The sequence below is a fragment of the Streptomyces bluensis genome, assembly GCF_014650715.1.
In the GTDB taxonomy this organism is placed as follows: domain Bacteria; phylum Actinomycetota; class Actinomycetes; order Streptomycetales; family Streptomycetaceae; genus Streptomyces; species Streptomyces bluensis.
Map to the genome: position 1 here is coordinate 1 of NZ_BMVM01000002.1, position 17,833 is coordinate 17,833.

Annotated in this window: 17 protein-coding genes; 8 read left to right on the forward strand and 9 right to left on the reverse strand. The window is 70.2% G+C overall.

Going from position 1 to position 17,833, the window contains the following annotated elements; translation table 11 throughout:
* Positions 1 to 603: 603 nt before the first annotated feature.
* The 5 genes from IE262_RS05190 to IE262_RS05210 form a co-directional block, all read right to left on the reverse strand.
* Entirely contained in the window at positions 604 to 1,554 is a 951-nt protein-coding gene (locus tag IE262_RS05190; RefSeq protein ID WP_189871687.1) for an SCO1860 family LAETG-anchored protein, read from the reverse strand.
* A 151-nt stretch (positions 1,555 to 1,705) separates the two neighbouring features.
* Positions 1,706 to 2,797, reverse strand: coding sequence for an amidohydrolase family protein (locus IE262_RS05195; protein ID WP_134040715.1), 1,092 nt, complete (start codon positions 2,795 to 2,797; stop codon positions 1,706 to 1,708).
* Positions 2,798 to 2,815: 18 nt separating this feature from the next.
* The gene (locus IE262_RS05200) at positions 2,816 to 3,649 is read right to left on the reverse strand and encodes an amino acid ABC transporter ATP-binding protein (RefSeq protein ID WP_189871689.1); all 834 of its coding nucleotides are present in this window, start codon (positions 3,647 to 3,649) and stop codon (positions 2,816 to 2,818) included.
* Entirely contained in the window at positions 3,646 to 4,509 is an 864-nt protein-coding gene (locus IE262_RS05205) for an amino acid ABC transporter permease (protein ID WP_189871691.1), read from the reverse strand. The genes IE262_RS05200 and IE262_RS05205 overlap by 4 nt, the downstream gene beginning before the upstream one ends.
* Positions 4,506 to 5,387 (reverse strand): transporter substrate-binding domain-containing protein, encoded by an 882-nt coding sequence (locus IE262_RS05210; RefSeq protein WP_189871693.1) that lies wholly within the window; start codon positions 5,385 to 5,387, stop codon positions 4,506 to 4,508. Before IE262_RS05210 ends, IE262_RS05205 begins: the two co-directional genes overlap by 4 nt.
* A 191-nt stretch (positions 5,388 to 5,578) precedes the next feature.
* Here IE262_RS05210 and IE262_RS05215 point away from each other — a divergent pair, with 191 nt between their 5' ends.
* The 6 genes from IE262_RS05215 to thpD all read left to right on the forward strand — a co-directional run bounded on the left by IE262_RS05215 (position 5,579) and on the right by thpD (position 10,914).
* Positions 5,579 to 6,682 (forward strand): pyridoxal-phosphate-dependent aminotransferase family protein, encoded by a 1,104-nt coding sequence (locus tag IE262_RS05215; RefSeq protein WP_189871695.1) that lies wholly within the window; start codon positions 5,579 to 5,581, stop codon positions 6,680 to 6,682.
* 67 nt (positions 6,683 to 6,749) lie between these two features.
* Complete coding sequence (locus IE262_RS05220) at positions 6,750 to 7,283, forward strand: DinB family protein (protein ID WP_229877115.1); 534 nt, start codon at positions 6,750 to 6,752, stop codon at positions 7,281 to 7,283.
* A 330-nt stretch (positions 7,284 to 7,613) separates the two neighbouring features.
* Positions 7,614 to 8,174, forward strand: a complete 561-nt coding sequence (ectA, locus tag IE262_RS05225; protein WP_134040721.1) for a diaminobutyrate acetyltransferase — start codon at positions 7,614 to 7,616, stop codon at positions 8,172 to 8,174.
* 99 nt (positions 8,175 to 8,273) lie between these two features.
* The gene (gene ectB, locus IE262_RS05230) at positions 8,274 to 9,545 is read left to right on the forward strand and encodes a diaminobutyrate--2-oxoglutarate transaminase (protein WP_189871699.1); all 1,272 of its coding nucleotides are present in this window, start codon (positions 8,274 to 8,276) and stop codon (positions 9,543 to 9,545) included.
* 58 nt (positions 9,546 to 9,603) lie between these two features.
* Complete coding sequence (locus IE262_RS05235; RefSeq protein WP_134040723.1) at positions 9,604 to 10,002, forward strand: ectoine synthase; 399 nt, start codon at positions 9,604 to 9,606, stop codon at positions 10,000 to 10,002.
* A 12-nt stretch (positions 10,003 to 10,014) separates the two neighbouring features.
* Positions 10,015 to 10,914, forward strand: a complete 900-nt coding sequence (gene thpD, locus IE262_RS05240; RefSeq protein ID WP_134040763.1) for an ectoine hydroxylase — start codon at positions 10,015 to 10,017, stop codon at positions 10,912 to 10,914.
* A 58-nt stretch (positions 10,915 to 10,972) separates the two neighbouring features.
* Here the strand turns inward: thpD and IE262_RS05245 are convergent, their stop codons facing one another.
* The 4 genes from IE262_RS05245 to IE262_RS05260 form a co-directional block, all read right to left on the reverse strand.
* The gene (locus tag IE262_RS05245) at positions 10,973 to 12,022 is read right to left on the reverse strand and encodes an aminotransferase class V-fold PLP-dependent enzyme (protein WP_229877116.1); all 1,050 of its coding nucleotides are present in this window, start codon (positions 12,020 to 12,022) and stop codon (positions 10,973 to 10,975) included.
* Between the two features lie 191 nt (positions 12,023 to 12,213).
* Complete coding sequence (locus IE262_RS05250; protein WP_189871703.1) at positions 12,214 to 12,939, reverse strand: DsbA family oxidoreductase; 726 nt, start codon at positions 12,937 to 12,939, stop codon at positions 12,214 to 12,216.
* 144 nt (positions 12,940 to 13,083) lie between these two features.
* Positions 13,084 to 13,692 carry a DUF1349 domain-containing protein gene (locus tag IE262_RS05255; RefSeq protein ID WP_134040726.1) on the reverse strand — a complete coding sequence of 203 codons (609 nt, stop codon included), beginning with the start codon at positions 13,690 to 13,692 and terminating at the stop codon, positions 13,084 to 13,086.
* 104 nt (positions 13,693 to 13,796) lie between these two features.
* Positions 13,797 to 15,326 (reverse strand): aldehyde dehydrogenase (NADP(+)), encoded by a 1,530-nt coding sequence (locus IE262_RS05260; protein ID WP_134040727.1) that lies wholly within the window; start codon positions 15,324 to 15,326, stop codon positions 13,797 to 13,799.
* A gap of 165 nt (positions 15,327 to 15,491) precedes the next feature.
* Here IE262_RS05260 and IE262_RS05265 point away from each other — a divergent pair, with 165 nt between their 5' ends.
* Positions 15,492 to 16,265, forward strand: a complete 774-nt coding sequence (locus IE262_RS05265) for an IclR family transcriptional regulator (RefSeq protein WP_134040728.1) — start codon at positions 15,492 to 15,494, stop codon at positions 16,263 to 16,265.
* A gap of 71 nt (positions 16,266 to 16,336) precedes the next feature.
* Positions 16,337 to 17,791: a peptidoglycan D,D-transpeptidase FtsI family protein gene (locus IE262_RS05270; protein ID WP_189871705.1), complete on the forward strand. Its 1,455-nt coding sequence runs from the start codon at positions 16,337 to 16,339 to the stop codon at positions 17,789 to 17,791.
* The last annotated feature ends 42 nt before the right edge of the window (positions 17,792 to 17,833 follow it).

Sequence of the window (17,833 nt, forward strand, 5' to 3'; positions counted from 1 at the left end):
CCTTCTACGAACCCCGGACCCCACGCCTCGCTTGACGAAAGACATAGAGGCACCCCCCTGGGCAGGGCCCCTCCACAACGGGTCCGGGGATTTCCAACCGGGCCGGGCCCCTCCCCCTGGGCAGGGCTCCTCCACAACAGGTCCGGGGATTCCCGCCCAGGCCGGGCCCCTCCCCCCTGGGCAGGGCTCCTCCACAACAGGTCCGGGGGTTCCCAACCGGGCCGGGCCCCTCCCGCCGGGGCGAGGACCCTCCCGACCCGACCAGGACACCCAACCAGGCCGCGACCCTCCCACCCGGGCAAGGGACCTCCCAACACGACCGGACCTCCCAACCGGAATTCCTCACCGGACCGAGGTCCTCCCACCGGAGCTGAGACCTTCCGGGCGGGGCCGGAGCTGGGGTCTTCCAGCCGGAGCTGCGGTCTTCCGGCTGGAGCTGCGGTCTTCCGGCTGGGGATTTCCAGTCGCGGCCAGGCACCACCAAGCCCGTCCGGCGTTTGAGGACGAGGCCGTTCAGGCCGATGAGCGGGGGTCTGGGGGCGGCAGCCCCCAGGGAAGGATGGGACGGGTAGGGGCGGCGGGGGCGAGGAAAACCCCGGAGTCTCAGCCCTTGGCCCTCCGCGCCAGCGCCACCGCGCCGCCGCCCGCCGCGAGCAACGCGACCGCCCCGCCCGCGATGTACGGCGTCATCGAGTTGCCCCCGGTCTCCGCGAGGTCGGACTCGGAGGCGGCTCCCTGCGGCTTCACCTCGGACGCGGGCCCGGAGCCGGAGTCGGAGTCGGACCCGGTGTCGGAGCCGGTGTCGGAGCCTGCGTCGGACGTCGAGGACGCCGCCGCCGGGGACTCGCACGTCGCGCTCGCCAGAGTGACCGTGCCCTCCACCTCCGCGACGTTCAGCTCCAACGGGTTCACGGAGACCTTGAGTTCGAGGGCCGTCGCGGCGGCCGTACGGGACGTGGTCTCCTTACGGGAGATGTCGAGGACGACCTCACCGACGCCAGGGACCTTCACCTCCGTCGTACCGTCCGCGGACACCGTCACCTTCTTGCCGAGTACCGTCACCCCGCCCGCAAGGTTGGACTCGGCCACCGGCTTCTCGCCCGCCTCGCACGTCGCGCGGGACGTCACACCCTCCAGTTCGATCAGGGACAGCAGGGGGAGGCCCGGCACGTGGATCTTCGCGTTCGCGAGCTCGGTGCGGCCCTCGGCCTTCGTCGCGGACGCCGTCGCCTTCGCCGTGGCCACGTCGGCGCGCAGCACGGTGAACGACTGGCCTCCGTCCACCCCGTCCAGGCGCGCGCTCAGCGTGCTCCGGTCGGCGTCGGCCGGTGCCTGCACCTCGTTGAGCGAGACCGAGAGCGGGACGTTCACCGCCTTGTTCACGAGGGACACGTCGAGCCCGGTGCGCAGGACGACGGCGCTCGCACGACCTTCGTCCTCGGTCGCGTGGGCGGCGCCCGCGCCGGCCAGGGCCGCGGGGCCGGCGGCTATGACCGTGGCCGCCGCGGTGGCGGCCAGACGGCGTGCGGGCAGGCGGAAGTTGTTGCCGTTCAAGGGTGGGATCTCCTGGGAAGAGAACGCTGTGGGACCCCGTAAGAATCGCGTACGAAGAGTGAACCGTCAGCAATCTGACGGGAGTTCACCCCTACGTGGGTTTTCCGTGCGCATCTTCGAATCCCATGACACGCACGTTCTCCACAGTCACTCAGCCGACCACCCTGCCGTTCAGAACCACCCGTCGCGGCGCCGCCAGCACCCGTACGTCGGCGCGCGGGTCCCCGTCGTAGACCACCAGGTCCGCGGGTGCCCCCTCGTCCAGCCCCGGCCGGCCGAGCCAGCGCCGGGCGCCCCACGCCGTGGCCGACAGGGCCTGGACCGGTGGGATGCCCGCGGTCACCAGCTCGGCGACCTCCGCGGCCACCAGCCCGTGGGCGAGCGAGCCCCCGGCGTCCGTGCCGACGTACACCGGGATCCCGGCGTCGTACGCGGAGCGCACCGTGTCGTAGCGGCGTTCGTGGAGCCGTCGCATATGCGCCGACCAGCGCGGGAACTTCCCTTCGCCGCCGTCCGCGAGGCGCGGGAACGTCGCGATGTTGACGAGGGTGGGGACGATGGCGACGCCGCGGGAGGCGAAGAGGGGGATCAGGTCCTCCGTGAGGCCCGTCGCGTGCTCGATGCAGTCGATGCCGGACTCGACCAGGTCCCGCAGGGAGTCCGTCGCGAAGCAGTGGGCCGTGACACGGGCGCCCAGGCGGTGGGCCTCCGCGATCGCCGCCTCGACGGCCTCCCGGGGCCAGCAGGCGGACAGGTCGCCGAGGTCCCGGTCGATCCAGTCGCCCACGAGCTTGACCCAGCCGTCGCCGCGCCGGGCCTCCTTCGCGACGTAGGCGACGAGTTCCTCCGGCTCGATCTCGTGCGCGAAGTTGCGGATGTAGCGGCGTGTGCGCGCGATGTGCCGGCCCGCGCGGATGATCCTGGGCAGGTCGTCGCGGTCGTCGATCCAGCGGGTGTCGGACGGCGAGCCCGCGTCCCGGATCAGCAGGGTGCCCGCGTCACGGTCGGTGAGGGCCTGCTTCTCGGAGACGTCCTCGGGGACGGGGCCGTGGGTGTCGAGGCCGACGTGACAGTGCGCGTCGACCAGGCCGGGCAGCGCCCAGCCCTCGACGGTACGGACGTCACGGGCACCGGCGGGACGGTCGTACGCGATCCTCCCGTCGACGACCCAGAGCTCGTCCCGGACGTCGTCGGGCCCGACGAGCACCCGCCCCTTCACGTGCAGCACCGCGCGATCACTCATGTACTGCACCCTAATGAGCTAGCCGTCCGCCTTGTCCAGCCGCTCCGGTGCCTCCCCCACCTCGGCCATCGCCGGGTCCAGGAGGCGGGAGAGGAAGTGCCGGGTCCGCTCGTGGCTCGGGTCGCCGATGACCTGTTCCGGTGCGCCCTCCTCGACGATCACCCCGCCGTCCATGAAGACGACCCGGTCGGCGACCTCCCGCGCGAAGGTCATCTCGTGGGTGACGACCATCATCGTCATGCCGTCGTTCGCGAGCATGCGCATGACGGCCAGGACATCGCCCACCAGTTCCGGGTCGAGCGCCGACGTCGGTTCGTCGAACAGCATCACCTCGGGGCCCATGGCGAGCGCGCGGGCGATGGCGACGCGCTGCTGCTGGCCGCCGGAGAGGGAGGAGGGGTAGGCGGCCGCCTTCTCGGCCAGCCCCACCCGCTGAAGGTTCTCCGCGGCCACCCGCGCCGCCTCCGCCTTGTCGCGCTTCAGCACACGGCGCTGCGGCAGGGTGAGGTTCTCGGTCACCGTCAGGTGCGGGAACAGGTTGAACTGCTGGAAGACCATGCCGATACGGCGGCGTACGGCGTCGATGTCCACATCCGGGTCGGTGACCTCGGTGCCGCCGACGAAGACCTGCCCCCGGGTGGGTTCTTCGAGCAGGTTCACGCAGCGGAGCAGGGTCGACTTGCCGGAGCCGGACGGGCCGATGACACAGACGACCTCGCCCTGCCGGATGTCCAGGTCGATGCCGCGCAGCACCTCGTTGTCGCCGAACGACTTGTGCAGGCCGCGCACCCGGATCTCGGGTGCGCCCGCGGTCGTCCCCGTGCTCGTGGTCGTCTCCGCGTTCGTGGTCATCGGGTGGCCTCCCCCGCCTTGGCCTCAAGGCGTCGTACGACGAAGCCGAGCGGCACCGTCACCAGCAGATAGCACAGGCCCGCGACCAGGATCGGCGTGGAGTTCGCGGTCTGGCTGGCCAGGTCGCGGCCGAACTTCGCCAGCTCACGCTCCTCAAGGGTGACACCGAGGAACAGCACCAGTGAGGAGTCCTTGAACAGCAGCACCAGTTCGTTGGTCAGCGGGGGGATCACGATGCGGAAGGCCTGCGGGATGACGATCGAGACCATGGCCCGCATGTGCGAGAAGCCCAGCGAACGGGCCGCCTCCATCTGCCCCTTGGGCACGGCCTGGATGCCCGCGCGGATCGTCTCCGCCATGTACGCGGCCGCCACCAGTCCGAGCCCCAGAGCGACCTTGCCGTACGTGCCGCCGGGGATCTCCGTGCCCGGGAAGGCGAGCGGTACGGCCACGCCCACGAAGATGAAGATCAGCAGGGCGGGCAGCCCCCGGAAGATCTCGATGTAGATCCCGGCGACCCAGCGGTACGGGCCCACGGACGACAGCCGCATCAGCGCGACGACCATGCCGAGCACGAGGCCGAAGACGAAGCCGGACACCGTGTAGAGCACGGTGTTCTTCAGCGCGAGCGTGATGATGTCCGGGAACATCTGCCCGGCCAGGTCGGACTGCGCGAACTGGTTCCGCAGCCCGCCCCAGTCGGCCGTGACCACGAGGGCGGCCACGGCGGCGACGAACACGGCGTACTGGAGGCCACGGGAGACGGCCCGCTTCTGCCGCCGGGTCAGTCCGGCCTTGCGTGGCTGAAGCGGATCGCGTGGCTCCGGCTCGCGTGGCTTGCGTGTCTTCGTCTCACTCATGAGGCGGACGGCGACGCGGAGCCCGCGCTCTCGGCGTTCGCGGCGTTCGCGGCCTTCTCGTCGTAGGGGCCGATCCACTGCTCGTACAGCTTCTTGTACGTGCCGTCGGTCTTCGCCTCCCCCAGCGCCTTGTTGATGGCGTCGAGGAGCTTGGTGTTGCCCTTCTTGACCGTGAAGCCGTACTGCTCACCGGTGTTGATGTTGTCGGCGACCTCGAAGGCGCCGGCGTTGGCCTTGTCCTTCAGCCAGCCCTGGACCACCGGGTAGTCGATGACGACGGCCTGGACCTGACCGGTGCGCAGCCCGTTCAGGACGGCGTCGGAGGACTCGAAGGAGACGGGGTCGAGCCCCTTGTCCCTGGCGTAGTCCTCGCCGGTCGTCTGTGCCTGGGCGCCGAGCTTCTTGCCCTTGAGGTCGGCGAAGGAGCCGATGCCGCTCTTCTTGTCGACCAGGACGGCCTGCGTGGCCTCGAAGTACGGGTCGGAGAAGTCGACGTTCTTCTTGCGCTCCTCGGTGATCGTCATACCGGCGGCGGCGAGGTCGCACTGCCCGGAGTTGAGGAACGCGCCCGTCTTGAAGTTCTCGAAGGGCGTGTCGACGATCTCCTGCTTCACGCCCAGGTCCGCGGCGACGAGGTCGATCAGCGCGACGTCGAAGCCCTGCACCTTGCCGTCGATCTCCGACTGGAACGGCGGGTACGGCAGGTGGGTGCAGGTGGTGAGCTGACCGGCCTTGGCCAGGGTGACCCCGCCGGCGGCGGTCTGCTTGCCGCTGCCCCCGCTGTCGTCGTCCGAGGAGCAGCCGGCGACGAACAGCAGTCCGGCCGTCGCGGTGGTGGCGGCCAGGATGCGGGTCCGGCGTCCGAGGACCGTGTTCACGGGGACCTCCTGTGAGGAAACGAAGGGTTCTGATTATAAGGAAGCCTTGGAGGCCCTCAAATCATTCCCATGGTCATCGAGCCGCACTACCTGCGACTTCTTGGCACAGCTCGCGCGGTTACGCTCGAACGTGGTCCGCATGCACATGCGGACCAGGCCCATGCCTACCCCTGAGCGAGGAGAGCACCCCCGTGACGCACCCCTTTCTGGATCTGGCCCCCATGAGCGCGGCGCACTTCGCCGCGATCGAGGACCGGGTGGCACGGCTGCTGGCCACCGAGCAGGACGTGGTGATCACGCAGGGCGAGGCGCTGCTGCCGCTGGAGGGCGCGATCCGTGGCGCCGCCGGCCCCGGCACGACCGCCCTGAACGTGATCACCGGCCCCTACGGGCAGACCTTCGGGAACTGGTTGCGGGACTGCGGGGCCACCGTGATCGACCTCGTGGTGCCCTTCCACGCGGCGGTCACCGCCGACCAGATCCGTGCCGCCTTCGCCGAGCATCCGTCGATCGACTTCGTGTCGCTGGTGCACGCGGAGGCGGCGACCGGGAACACCAATCCGGTGGCCGGGATCGGTGCGGTGGTCCGGGAGCACGGCGCGCTCTTCTACCTGGACGCGGTCGCCTCGATCGGGGCGGAGCCGGTGCTGCCGGACGCGTGGGGTGTGGACCTGTGCGTGATCGGGGCGCAGAAGGCGATGGGCGGCCCGGCGGGCGTGTCGGCGATCTCGGTGAGCGAGCGGGCCTGGACCCGGATGGCGGCGAACCCCGGGGCGCCGCGTCGCTCGTACCTCTCGCTGCTGGACTGGAAGGAGCGGTGGATCGACGGCGGACGTCGCACCCTGCTCCATGCCCCGGCCCAGTTGGAGATGCTCGCGCTGGAGGCGTGTGTGGAGCGGATCGAGGCGGAGGGGCCGGCCGTGGTGATGGCCCGGCACACGTCCGCGGCGGCGGCCACCCGGGCGGGGGCGCTCGCGCTGGGTGGGGGGATGGAGCCGTATGTGCACGAGCCCGGGGACGCGGCTCCGGTGGCCACGACGTTGCGGGTTCCCGCGGGGGTCGACGCGTCCGAGGTGGTCGCGAAGGCGTTGGCCGTCGATCCGTCCGTGCCGCTGGCCGCCGGTGGCGGTGACCTCGCGAAGGAGATGATCCGGGTGAACCACTACGGTCCGAATGCCTCCGTGGGGGTTGTCCGGTCCGCCCTTGCCGCGCTGGGGAGTGCGCTGAGGGAGTCGGGTGTCTCGGTGGACGTGGAGGCGGCTCGGGGGGCGGCGGAGGAGGCGTGGGGGGCGTAGCCGGACCGACGGGTCGCTTTCTCGCCCCGCCCTCCCCCCACCAGCCCCTTCTGTCATGCTCCCCAGCATGAACAACAACACCGGCAACATTCCCCGGACACTCCCCGACGGCCGCCCCATCCCCCTCATGACCGGTGACGAGCGGCCCATGCTGGAGAGTTGGCTCGCCTTTCACCGGGCCACGCTGGCACTGAAGTGCACGGGACTGGACGACGCCCAGGTGAGGACGGCATCGGCCGAGCCCTCGGAACTCACCCTGCTGGGACTCGTACAGCACCTCGCCGAGGTGGAACGCAACTGGTTCCAGCGCGTCCTGGCCGGCCAGGACGTACCCGGCCTGTTCGGCCCGACCGGCTACGAGCTCGCCCCGGAGCGCGGCATCGACGAGGCGCTCGCGGTGTGGCGCCAGGAGGTGGCGCGCGGTGAGGAGCTGTGCGCGGGACGCTCCCTGGACGACACGGGGCGGATCGTGGACGGCCCGATGGCCGGCCTGGAGGTCAGCCTCCGCTGGATCCTGATCCACATGATCGAGGAGTACGCGCGCCACAACGGCCACGCGGACATCGTCCGCGAGCGCATCGACGGAGTCACCGGAGCCTGAGAGATGCAGGAAATTCACCCGCATCACTCACCGAAATACAGTAATCCAATTCAGCACAGCTTCCCGTATTCTTCTGCCCGCTTTTGCGGTGCCTAAACGCAAAGATTCCGCGAACGTCAACCGGTGCAATTCGCGCAGATCTCGTGAGGATTACGCCGGTGTGACCGACCCCACATCGCGCCCCATTCCTCCCCCAATATCCGGTCAAAACGGCACCTCTTGAAGCCTTCTCGCGCGGCCGCATGCGCCCGCGTAATAACACATGAGGGACGCGTACGTAACCCCGACCGGCGATGCAATTTCAAGTTTCGCTCGGTAAATTCAATTTGCATGACTGCCGCACCAGCAGACCTGCCGAACCTGTCGGAACTGCCCGCGGAATTCCTGGAAATGCCGGAGGGGCTACGGATCGACCGTCCCGACGCGGCGGACGGCGCCGCGCTCTGGCGCCTCGCCCGGGACTCCCGCACCCTCGACCTGAACTCCTCCTACAGCTACCTGCTGTGGTGCCGTGACTTCGCCGGCACCTCCGCGGTGGCGCGGGACACGAAGGACGGACGGCCGGTCGGCTTCGTCACCGGATACCTCCGGCCCGAGCGCCCGGACACCCTCCTCGTGTGGCAGGTGGCCGTCGACGCCGCCCAGCGGGGTCGCGGGGTCGCCGCCGCACTGCTGGACGGGCTGACGGTCCGGGTCGCCCGGCAGCATCCGCTGACCACCGTCGAGACCACCATCACACCGGGCAACACCGCGTCAGAGCGCCTGTTCGCCTCGTACGCCGCCCGGCACGGAGCGACCGTCGAGCGCGATGTGCTGTTCGAGGCGGGTGAATTCCCGGACGGCTCCCACGAGCCGGAGGTCCTCCACCGCATCGGCCCGCTGTCCGTGTGATCCATCGCCCCACCCCACCCCGCCCCGTTCCTCTCCCCCCACTCCCACTCCACCACCCCACCTCCTGCACTCCCCCCACGCACCTAGGAGCGATTCGCCGTGACCATCACCCAGCCCGACCTGAGCGTCTTCGAGACCCTGGAGTCGGAGGTGCGCAGCTACTGCCGCGGCTGGCCCACCGTCTTCGACCGCGCGCAGGGCAGCCGTATGTACGACGAGGACGGCCACGCGTACCTGGACTTCTTCGCCGGTGCCGGATCACTCAACTACGGCCACAACAACCCCGTACTGAAACGGGCGTTGATCGACTACCTGGAGCGCGACGGCGTCACCCACGGGCTCGACATGTCGACCACCGCCAAACGTGCCTTCCTGGAAGCCTTCCAGAACCTGGTGCTGCGGCCGCGTGACCTGCCGTACAAGGTCATGTTCCCGGGCCCGACCGGTACCAACGCCGTGGAGTCCGCCCTGAAACTGGCGCGGAAGGTGAAGGGACGGGAGGCGATCGTCTCCTTCACCAACGCCTTCCACGGGATGTCCCTCGGCTCGCTCGCCGTGACCGGCAACGCCTTCAAGCGGGCCGGCGCCGGGATTCCGCTGGTGCACGGCACGCCCATGCCGTTCGACAACTACTTCGACGGCCAGGTTCCGGACTTCCTGTGGTTCGAGCGGCTCCTGGAGGACCAGGGCTCCGGGCTCAACAAACCCGCCGCCGTGATCGTCGAGACCGTGCAGGGCGAGGGCGGCATCAACGTGGCCCGCCCGGAGTGGCTGCGGGCGCTGCAGGACCTGTGCCACCGCCAGGACATGCTGTTGATCGTCGACGACATCCAGATGGGCTGCGGACGGACCGGCGCCTTCTTCTCGTTCGAGGAGGCGGGCATCACACCGGACATCGTCACCGTGTCCAAGTCGATCAGCGGATACGGGCTGCCCATGTCGCTGTGCCTGTTCAAGCCGGAGCTCGACATCTGGGAGCCGGGCGAGCACAACGGCACCTTCCGCGGCAACAACCCGGCGTTCGTGACGGCCGCCGCGACCCTGGAGACGTACTGGGCCGACGGCTCCGCCATGGAGAAGCAGACCCGTGGGCGTGGCGAGCAGGTCGAGCAGGCGCTGGTCTCCATCGCCGAGGAGAACGTCGCCGACGTCAAGGAGTACCGCGGACGCGGGCTGGTGTGGGGCATCGAGTTCCATGACAAGGACCGCGCGGACCGGGTCGCCAAGCGCGCCTTCGAGCTCGGGCTGCTCATCGAGACGTCCGGCCCGGAGAGCGAGGTCGTCAAGCTGCTCCCCGCGCTCACCATCACGCCCGACGAGCTGGACGAGGGTCTGCGCACCCTCGCACGCGCCGTCCGCGAAACCGTCTGAACCACCCCCACAGGGCACGACCACCACACCCACCACACCGAGGAGGCGTCACAGCACCGTGATCGTCCGTTCTTTCCAAGAGCTCGAAGGCACCGACCGGCACGTCAGAGCGGCGTCCGGTACGTGGGAGAGCAAGCGCATCGTGCTGGCCAAGGAGAAGGTCGGCTTCTCGCTGCACGAGACGGTCCTGTACGCGGGTACGGAGACGTCCATGTGGTACGCGAACCACATCGAGGCCGTCGTGTGCGTCGAGGGCGAGGCCGAACTCACCGACGACGAGACCGGGCGGAAGTACACGATCACGCCCGGAACCATGTACCTCCTCGACGGTCACGAGCGGCACACGATGCGGATCAAGCAGGACTTCCGCTGCATCTGTGTCTTCAATCCCCCCGTGACCGGACGGGAGGACCACGACGAGAACGGCGTCTACCCGCTGCTGACCGAGGAGGCCTGACTCACCATGACCATGACGTCCACGCCCACCGCCGTCCCCGACCTCTACCCCAGCCGGGGTGCCACCGAGGTGTCCGTGCCGCGCCAGGACCCGGTCGTCTGGGGCGCACCCGGCACGCCCGGCCCGATCTCGCTCGCCGACCTCCAGGCGTACGAACGTGACGGCTTCCTCGCCATCGGGGAACTCATCGGCGAGGACGAGGTCGCCCTCTACCGCGCCGAGCTGGAGCGGCTCATGACCGATCCGGAGATCCGCGCCGACGAGCGCTCGATCGTCGAGCCGAAGTCGAAGGAGATCCGGTCCGTCTTCGAGGTGCACCGGATCAGTGAGGTGTTCGCGAACCTCGTGCGCGACGAGCGCGTCGTCGGGAGGGCGCGGCAGATTCTCGGCTCGGACGTGTACGTCCACCAGTCGCGGATCAACGTCAAGCCGGGCTTCGGGGCAAGCGGCTTCTACTGGCACTCCGACTTCGAGACCTGGCACGCGGAGGACGGTCTGCCGAACATGCGCACGGTGTCCGTGTCGATCGCGCTGACCGAGAACTACGACACCAACGGCGGCCTCATGATCATGCCGGGGTCGCACCGGACGTTCCTCGGGTGTGCGGGGGCCACACCGGAGGACAACTACAAGCGGTCCCTCCAGATGCAGGACGCGGGCACCCCGTCCGACGAGGCGCTGACGGCCATGGCCGGTGAGTACGGCATCAAGCTGTTCACGGGCAAGGCCGGTTCGGCGACCTGGTTCGACTGCAACTGCATGCACGGCTCCGGCGACAACATCACGCCCTTCCCACGCAGCAATGTGTTCATCGTGTTCAACAGCGTGGAGAACGCGGCGGTCGAGCCGTTCGCGGCACCGGTGCGCCGGCCCGAGTTCATCGGGGCAAGGGATTTCACCCCCGTGAAGTGACCCACCGAGTACGGCTGAACCGGCCCGGCACCTCCCCGTGAGGTGCCGGGCCGGTGGGTCAGCCGGACAGGACGTCGAGGAGCCGGTCGACGTCGGCGGGTGTGTTGTACAGGTGGAAGGCCGCCCTCAAGTGGCCCGCGCGGTCGGACACCTCGACTCCGGCGCGACTCAGTTCCGCCTGGCGGTGGCCGAGTCCGGGCACGGAGACGATGGGGGAGCCGGGCGCGGGGACGGGCGCGTGGCCCAGCGTGCGGAGCCCCGTGAGGAAGCGTTCGGCCAGGGCGAGGTCGTGCTTCCGGATGTTCTCCACGCCCAGTTCCTCGATGAGTGCGAGTGAGGTCCGCGCGCCCGTGTAGGAGAACAGCGCGGGGCTCTCGTCGAACCGGCGGGCGGAGTGGGCGAGTTCCTCGACGGGGCCGTAGCAGCTGTCCCAGGGGTGCTCTCCCGCGACCCAGCCGGCGAAGAACGGGGTGAGTCCGCCGAGGTCCTCGGGGACGACCAGGAAGGCCGCGCCGCGCGGGCAGACCAGCCACTTGAAGGCGACAGCGGCGACGTAGTCGTACGCCTTCGCGTCGACGGGCAGCCACCCGGCCGCCTGCGAGACGTCGACGTACGTCCGCGCGCCATGGGTGCGGGCCGCCTCGCGGATCGCGTCGAGGTCGGCGATGCGGCCGTCGGCGGACTGGGCGGCGCTGACCGCGACGAGCGCGGTACCGGCGCGCACCGACTCCGCGATCCCCTCCAGTGGGACCGAGCGCACCTTCAGGTCAGGGCGCATGTGGAAGGGGTTCACCACGGAGGCGAAGTCGGCCTCGGCGGTGAGGACCTCGGCGCCCTCGGGCAGCGAGGCGGCGATCAGGCCGCTGTAGACGGCGACGGAGGCCCCTGCGGCCACCCGGCGGCCGGGAACCCCGAGCAGCCGGGCGAGGCAGGCGCGAGCAGCCTCCACGTCCGCGAACATGTCCGTGGGCCTGCCGACGGCGGCGGACTCCACGGCGACCCGCATGGCGTCCACCGTGCGGGCCGGCAGCAGCCCGGTGCTCGCGGTGTTCAGGTACGTGTTCTTCGGGGCGAACTCGGCTTTGACGACGCTCTCGAAGGTCTCCATGGGTCCACTCTGAGGCCCTCGGTTCTCACCGTCCATTGAGAGGTTTTGTCTGGTTCCCCGAAGCGATGCTTATGCAAGCGCCATGACCTGGGCTGCCGCGCCCCGAAAGGGGCGCGGGGAACGGCGCGAGAAGCCACGAACAACCCCGCACGCCGCAGACAACCGCACCCCAACGGCGCTCCCCGCACACCTCACCCCGCCGGAGGCACCGCGCACCCGTCCGGCCCGCAGGCATCCCCCGAGGCGTCCTCGTCCGCGACGAGCCGGAGCGGCGGCCTCTCGCCCCACGCCTGGGTCAGGGCCCGGGCGAAGACCTCGGCGGGCTGGGCGCCCGACACGCCGTACGTGCGGTCGAGGACGAAGAAGGGTACGCCGTTCGCGCCGAACTGCGCGGCCTCGCGCTCGTCGGCGCGCACCTCGTCGGCGTACGCCTGCGGATCGGCGAGGACCTCACGGGCCTCGTCCGCGTCGAGGCCGGCTTCGACGGCGAGCTCGACGAGATACGCGTCGGCGTCGGCGAAGAGGGAGCGCTCGTCGGCGAAGTTCGCGCGGTACAGGATCTGGATCAGCGCGTCCTGCCTACCGCGCTCCTTGGAGAGGTGGAGGAGGCGGTGCATGTCGAAGGTGTTGCCGTGGTCGCGGCCCTCGGTACGGTACGCCAGGCCCTCGGCGGCGGCCTGGGCGCGCAGGTTCTCCTCCCCTGCCTGCGCCTGCGCCTCGCTCATGCCGTACTTCTGGCTCAGCATCTTCAGGACGGGCTCGATGTCGCCCTTGCCGCGGTGCGGGTCGAGCTCGAAGGAGCGGTGCACCACCTCGACCTGGTCGCGGTGCGGGAAGGCGTCGAGCGCCTTCTCGAAGCGGGCCTTGCCCACGTAGCACCAGGGGCAGGCGATGTCGCTCCAGATCTCGACGCGCATGATGGCGGCTCTCTCCAGGTCGCAGGGGTCACGGGGACGCAGAGGTCACGGGGGGCGAAAAGACGGCTGCGCCCCCTCGCTCTCGCTGGATGAACCTTCAAGCAGCCCGGTTCATTCCCCCTGCCGCCGCATGGCCCCCGGTCCTCAGCTGCCGTCGCGCAGTCCGTCCGGCCAGGCGTCGCGGTACTCGATGTGGTCGAACGTGACCACACACCCCTCACCCACCGGTGACTGGGCCATGAAGCCGACGAGCGCCGCCGACGTCGGCTCCTCGTCGCCGAGGGTGAACAGCCGGACGAAGGTCCACTGCTTCCCGTCGCGGGAGGCGTGGAAGGCGAAGGCCCGGCCGGTGCGGCTGACCCGGAGCCAGACGGAACTGCCCTCCACCGTGAAGGAGTTGGCGTCGTCCGAGTGACCACGGGTGACGACCGTGCAGACCGTGGGCACGTCCGGCGAGTACTCCAGGCACAGCTTCGCCCAGGCCCGCGGGCCCACATGGACGTAGAGGGCACCCGCGTCGAAGGAGGCCGCGAAGCCCACCGTGACGCGGGCGATCAGCTGGAAGTCCCCCTCCGGCGCGCCCAGCAGCCGCGGCGCGTCCGACGCGGGCTCCAGCGCGTCACCGGTGGGCGGCACGAACCGGTCCTCCCGCGCCCCTGCCCACCCGCTGAGCACACCGTCCTCGTGGGACCAGTGCCCGTCGGGACCGTAGGTGCGCAAGGGAAAGGAAAGCTCGGGAATCTTCACGTCCATTGGGAGAGTGTCCCAGGTCCCCCAGTCAGGTGCGGTACCGCGCCCCGCTTCGGGGGCGCGGGAAACCGCGTGTTCTCAGGGGTGTCCCAGGCGGTGCGGGAGGACTACCTCTCCAGCCGGCCGTTGAAGCGCCGCGGCAGCCCCAGCGGGTTGTCGTCGCGGAGTTCGGCGGGCAGCAGGGCGGCGGGTGCGCCCTGATAGGCGACCGGCCGCAGCCACCGCTCGATGGCGGTCCCGCCCACGGACGTGGACGTCGAGGTGGTGGCCGGGTACGGCCCTCCGTGGTGCTGGGCCGGAGCGACGGCCACCCCCGTCGGCCAGCCGTTCACGAGCACACGTCCCGCGAGCGGCGTCAGCTCGGCGAGGATCTCGGCCCCCCGGCCCTCGCCCGCGGCCTCCTCGGCCGACAGATGAACGGTCGCCGTGAGGTTGCCCGGCAGGCGTGAGAGCACCGCGTTCGCCTCGGACTCGTCCTCGTAGCGCACCACGACGGTGAGCGGCCCGAAGCACTCCTCCAGGAGCAGATCGTGCTCGCCCTCGGCCGCCAGCCTGCTCGCGGCGACGGTCAGGAAACCCGGGCTCACTGTGTGCTCACTGCCCGCACCCGCGGTGACCGGCGACTCCACGTCGGGCAGTTCGGCACGCTCGGCGACACCGGCGATGAAGTTGTCCCGCATGCGGTGGTCCAGCAGTACCCCGGCCTCGACGTCGCTGACCGCGTCGGTGAGCGACTTCACGAGCCGGTCACCGGCCGCACCGGTCGGTGCCAGCACCAGCCCCGGCTTCACACAGAACTGGCCCACGCCCAGCGTCATCGAGCCCGCGAGCCCGGCCCCGATGGCCTCGGCGCGCTCGGTGGCCGCGGCCTCGGTGATCAGCACGGGGTTCAGGGAGCCCAGCTCACCGTGGAACGGAATCGGCACCGGACGCGCGGCCGCCGCGTCGAAGAGGGCGCGGCCGCCCCGTACGGAACCGGTGAAACCGGCCGCCGCGACCAGCGGGTGCCTGACCAGCTCGACGCCCGCGTCGAAGCCGTGCACCAGACCGAGGACACCCGCGGGGATGTCGTGCTCGGCGGCGGCCCGCCGCAGCGCGGCCGCGACCATCTCGGACAGCGCCGGGTGGTCGGGGTGGGCCTTGACGACGACGGGGCAGCCCGCCGCCAGCGCGCTCGCCGTGTCGCCGCCCGCGACCGAGAAGGCGAACGGGAAGTTCGAGGCGGAGTAGACGGCCACGACGCCCAGCGGCACCTTGTAGCGGCGCAGGTCCGGGATCGGCGGGGTCGCCGTGTCGTCGGGGTGGTTGATCACCACGTCGAGGAAGGCGCCCTCGTCGACGATGTCCGCGAAGGCCCGCAGCTGGTAGCAGGTGCGGGCGAGCTCGCCGGTGAGCCGGACCGGGCCGAGCGCGGTCTCCGCGTCGGCGGCCTCGACGAGGTGGTCCTTGGCTGCCTGAAGCTGGTCGGCGGCGGAGCGCAGGAACGCGGCGCGGACGGTGCGGTCGGCGAGGGCACCGCGCGCGGCGTGGGCGGCACGGACGGCCTGGTCCACCTCCTGGGCCGTGGCCTCCACCGCAACCTGTTCACGCTGCTTCCCGGTTCGGGGGTCGACACTCCAGACTGGTGCTGCTGCCACCGCGGGTCCCTCCACATCGAATACCGCTCTTGCATGCCGCTTGATCTGCCGCAGTTGTCACGTCACCACCAGGGCCGTTCGATATACTGAACGCCGTCTCTGATGATGAATATGCTGTTGGAGACTATATCTTCAGCTTCTCGTCGAACGAAGGGGTCACAGGCGATGTCGGCAGGCGAGACGGGCGGCGGGGCACAGGTCAAGTCCGCGGTACGCACGGTGGAACTGCTGGAGTACTTCGCCGGCCGCCCCGGCATGCATTCCCTGGCGGCCGTGCAGGAAGCGGTGGGCTATCCCAAGTCCAGCCTCTACATGCTGCTGCGCACGCTCGTCGACCTGGGCTGGGTCGAGACGGACGCGACGGGCACCCGGTACGGCATCGGGGTGCGCGCGCTGCTGGTCGGCACCTCGTACATCGACGGCGACGAGGTGGTGGCCGTGGCGCGGCCGACGCTGGACCGCCTCTCGGACGACACGACGGAGACGATCCACCTGGCGCGCCTCGACGGCACGAACGTCGTCTACCTCGCGACCCGCCAGTCCCAGCACTATCTGCGCCCCTTCACGCGCGTGGGCCGCCGTCTGCCCGCCCACTCGACCTCGCTCGGCAAGGCCCTGCTCGCCACCCACACCGACGAGCAGGTCCGCAAGATGCTCCCGGAGACCCTCCCCGCGCTGACCGAGCACACGATCACCGACCGCGAGAAGCTCATCGAGGAGCTCCACCAGGTCCGCGAGCAGGGCTTCGCCGTGGACCGCGAGGAGAACACGCTGGGGCTGCGCTGCTTCGGCGTGGCCATCCCGTACCGCACGCCCGCCCGCGACGCCATCAGCTGCTCGGTGCCGGTGGCCCGCCTCACCCCCGCCCACGAGCAGATGGTGAAGGACGCCCTGTTCGACGCCCGTGACCGCCTGACCCTCGCGACACGCAGACTCTGACCCTGAAGAAACGATGAGAAAACCGGACGGAAGGAACGTTCGGCGGCATCCCGTACGTCTTTCCGGGCGGAATGAACAAGACGATCAGGCGGACCGCCGTCTTCACGCTGCTGCTCGTGTTGTCCCTGCTGGTCCGGGCGACCTGGGTGCAGTTCTACGAAGGCCGGGCGCTCGCGGACAGCAAGAACAACCGGCGGAACGTGATGGCGCAGTACGCGCGGCCGCTCGGGGACATCATCGTGGCCGGCGACGCGATCACCGGCTCGAAGCGGACCTCGGGGAGTGACCTCGCGTACCAGCGCACGTACAAGGACGGAGCGCTGTACGCGGCCGTGACCGGCTACAGCTCGCAGGTGTACGGGGCGACGCAGCTGGAGGGCGTCTACCGGGACCTCCTCGACGGCACGGACACGCGGCTGAAGAACCCGCTGGACGTCCTCACCAACGAGCGCGCCGCGCCCGGCGACGTGATCACGACCATCGACCCGGACGTGCAGCGGGCCGCGTACGAGGCGCTCGGCGGCAAGAAGGGCGCGGCCGTCGCCCTCGACCCGGCGACCGGGAAGATCCTCGGGGTCGTCTCCACACCGTCGTACGACCCGGGCACGATCAGCGGGACGGCCGACGGGGACGCCTGGCGGAAGCTGACCAAGGACGGCGACAAGCCGCTGGTCAACCGCGCGCTCCGGCAGCCCCTGCCGCCGGGGTCGACGTTCAAGCTGGTCGTCGCGGCCGCCGCGCTGGAGGACGGGCTGTACGCGTCGGTGGACACCAGGACCGACAGCCCCGACCCGTACACGCTGCCCCTCACGCACCGCGAGCTGACGAACGAGAACCCGAACGCCCCGTGTGAGAACGCCTCGATCCGGGTGGCGCTGCAGTACTCGTGCAACAACGTCTTCGCGAAGATGGCCGTCGACCTGGGGCAGGACAAGGTCAGGGCGATGGCGGAGAGGTTCGGCTTCAACGACACCGCGCAGGACGTGCCGGTGCGCGCGTACGAGAGCGTGTACCCCTCGGGCATGGACAAGGCGCAGACGGCTCTGTCGGGCATCGGACAGTTCGATGTGACCGCCACCCCGCTCCAGATGGCGATGGTCTCGGCGGCCATAGCCAACGGCGGCAAGCTGGTCTCACCGCACATGGTGTCGCGGACCAGTGATGCCGAGGGCAGGGTGATCGAGGACTACGACAGCAGGGCCGGCACGAAGGAGATCGTCAGCTCCTCCACGGCCGGGCAGCTCCAGTCCGCGATGCGGACCGTGGTGGAGAAGGGCACGGGCGGCAACGCACGGATCTCCGGGGCCACCGTCGGCGGCAAGACCGGTACGGCCCAGCACGGCGAGAACAACAGCCGGACGCCGTACGCCTGGTTCACCTCGTACGCGAAGTCGGACACGAACGGCAAGGAGGTCGCCGTCGCGGTGATCGTCGAGCAGTCCGACGCGGCCCGCTCCGAGGTCAGCGGCAACGGGCTGGCGGCCCCGGTGGCGAAGGCCATGATGCAGGCGGCGCTGAGGAGTTGAGCCCCGGGAGTGAACCTCCGCTCTGCGAAGACCATCTGAACA

Excerpts from the sequence above, each read along its gene's own strand:
- IE262_RS05245 (WP_229877116.1), bottom strand. The coding sequence starts at position 12,022 with ATGGAGACCTTCGAGAGCGTCGTCAAAGCCGAGTTCGCCCCGAAGAAC.
- IE262_RS05195 (WP_134040715.1), bottom strand. The coding sequence starts at position 2,797 with ATGAGTGATCGCGCGGTGCTGCACGTGAAGGGGCGGGTGCTCGTCGGG.
- IE262_RS05200 (WP_189871689.1), bottom strand. The coding sequence starts at position 3,649 with ATGACCACGAACGCGGAGACGACCACGAGCACGGGGACGACCGCGGGC.
- IE262_RS05250 (WP_189871703.1), bottom strand. The coding sequence starts at position 12,939 with ATGCGCGTCGAGATCTGGAGCGACATCGCCTGCCCCTGGTGCTACGTG.
- IE262_RS05270 (WP_189871705.1), top strand. The coding sequence starts at position 16,337 with ATGAACAAGACGATCAGGCGGACCGCCGTCTTCACGCTGCTGCTCGTG.
- IE262_RS05255 (WP_134040726.1), bottom strand. The coding sequence starts at position 13,692 with ATGGACGTGAAGATTCCCGAGCTTTCCTTTCCCTTGCGCACCTACGGT.
- IE262_RS05205 (WP_189871691.1), bottom strand. The coding sequence starts at position 4,509 with ATGAGTGAGACGAAGACACGCAAGCCACGCGAGCCGGAGCCACGCGAT.
- ectA (WP_134040721.1), top strand. The coding sequence starts at position 7,614 with ATGACTGCCGCACCAGCAGACCTGCCGAACCTGTCGGAACTGCCCGCG.
- IE262_RS05220 (WP_229877115.1), top strand. The coding sequence starts at position 6,750 with ATGAACAACAACACCGGCAACATTCCCCGGACACTCCCCGACGGCCGC.
- IE262_RS05265 (WP_134040728.1), top strand. The coding sequence starts at position 15,492 with ATGTCGGCAGGCGAGACGGGCGGCGGGGCACAGGTCAAGTCCGCGGTA.
- thpD (WP_134040763.1), top strand. The coding sequence starts at position 10,015 with ATGACGTCCACGCCCACCGCCGTCCCCGACCTCTACCCCAGCCGGGGT.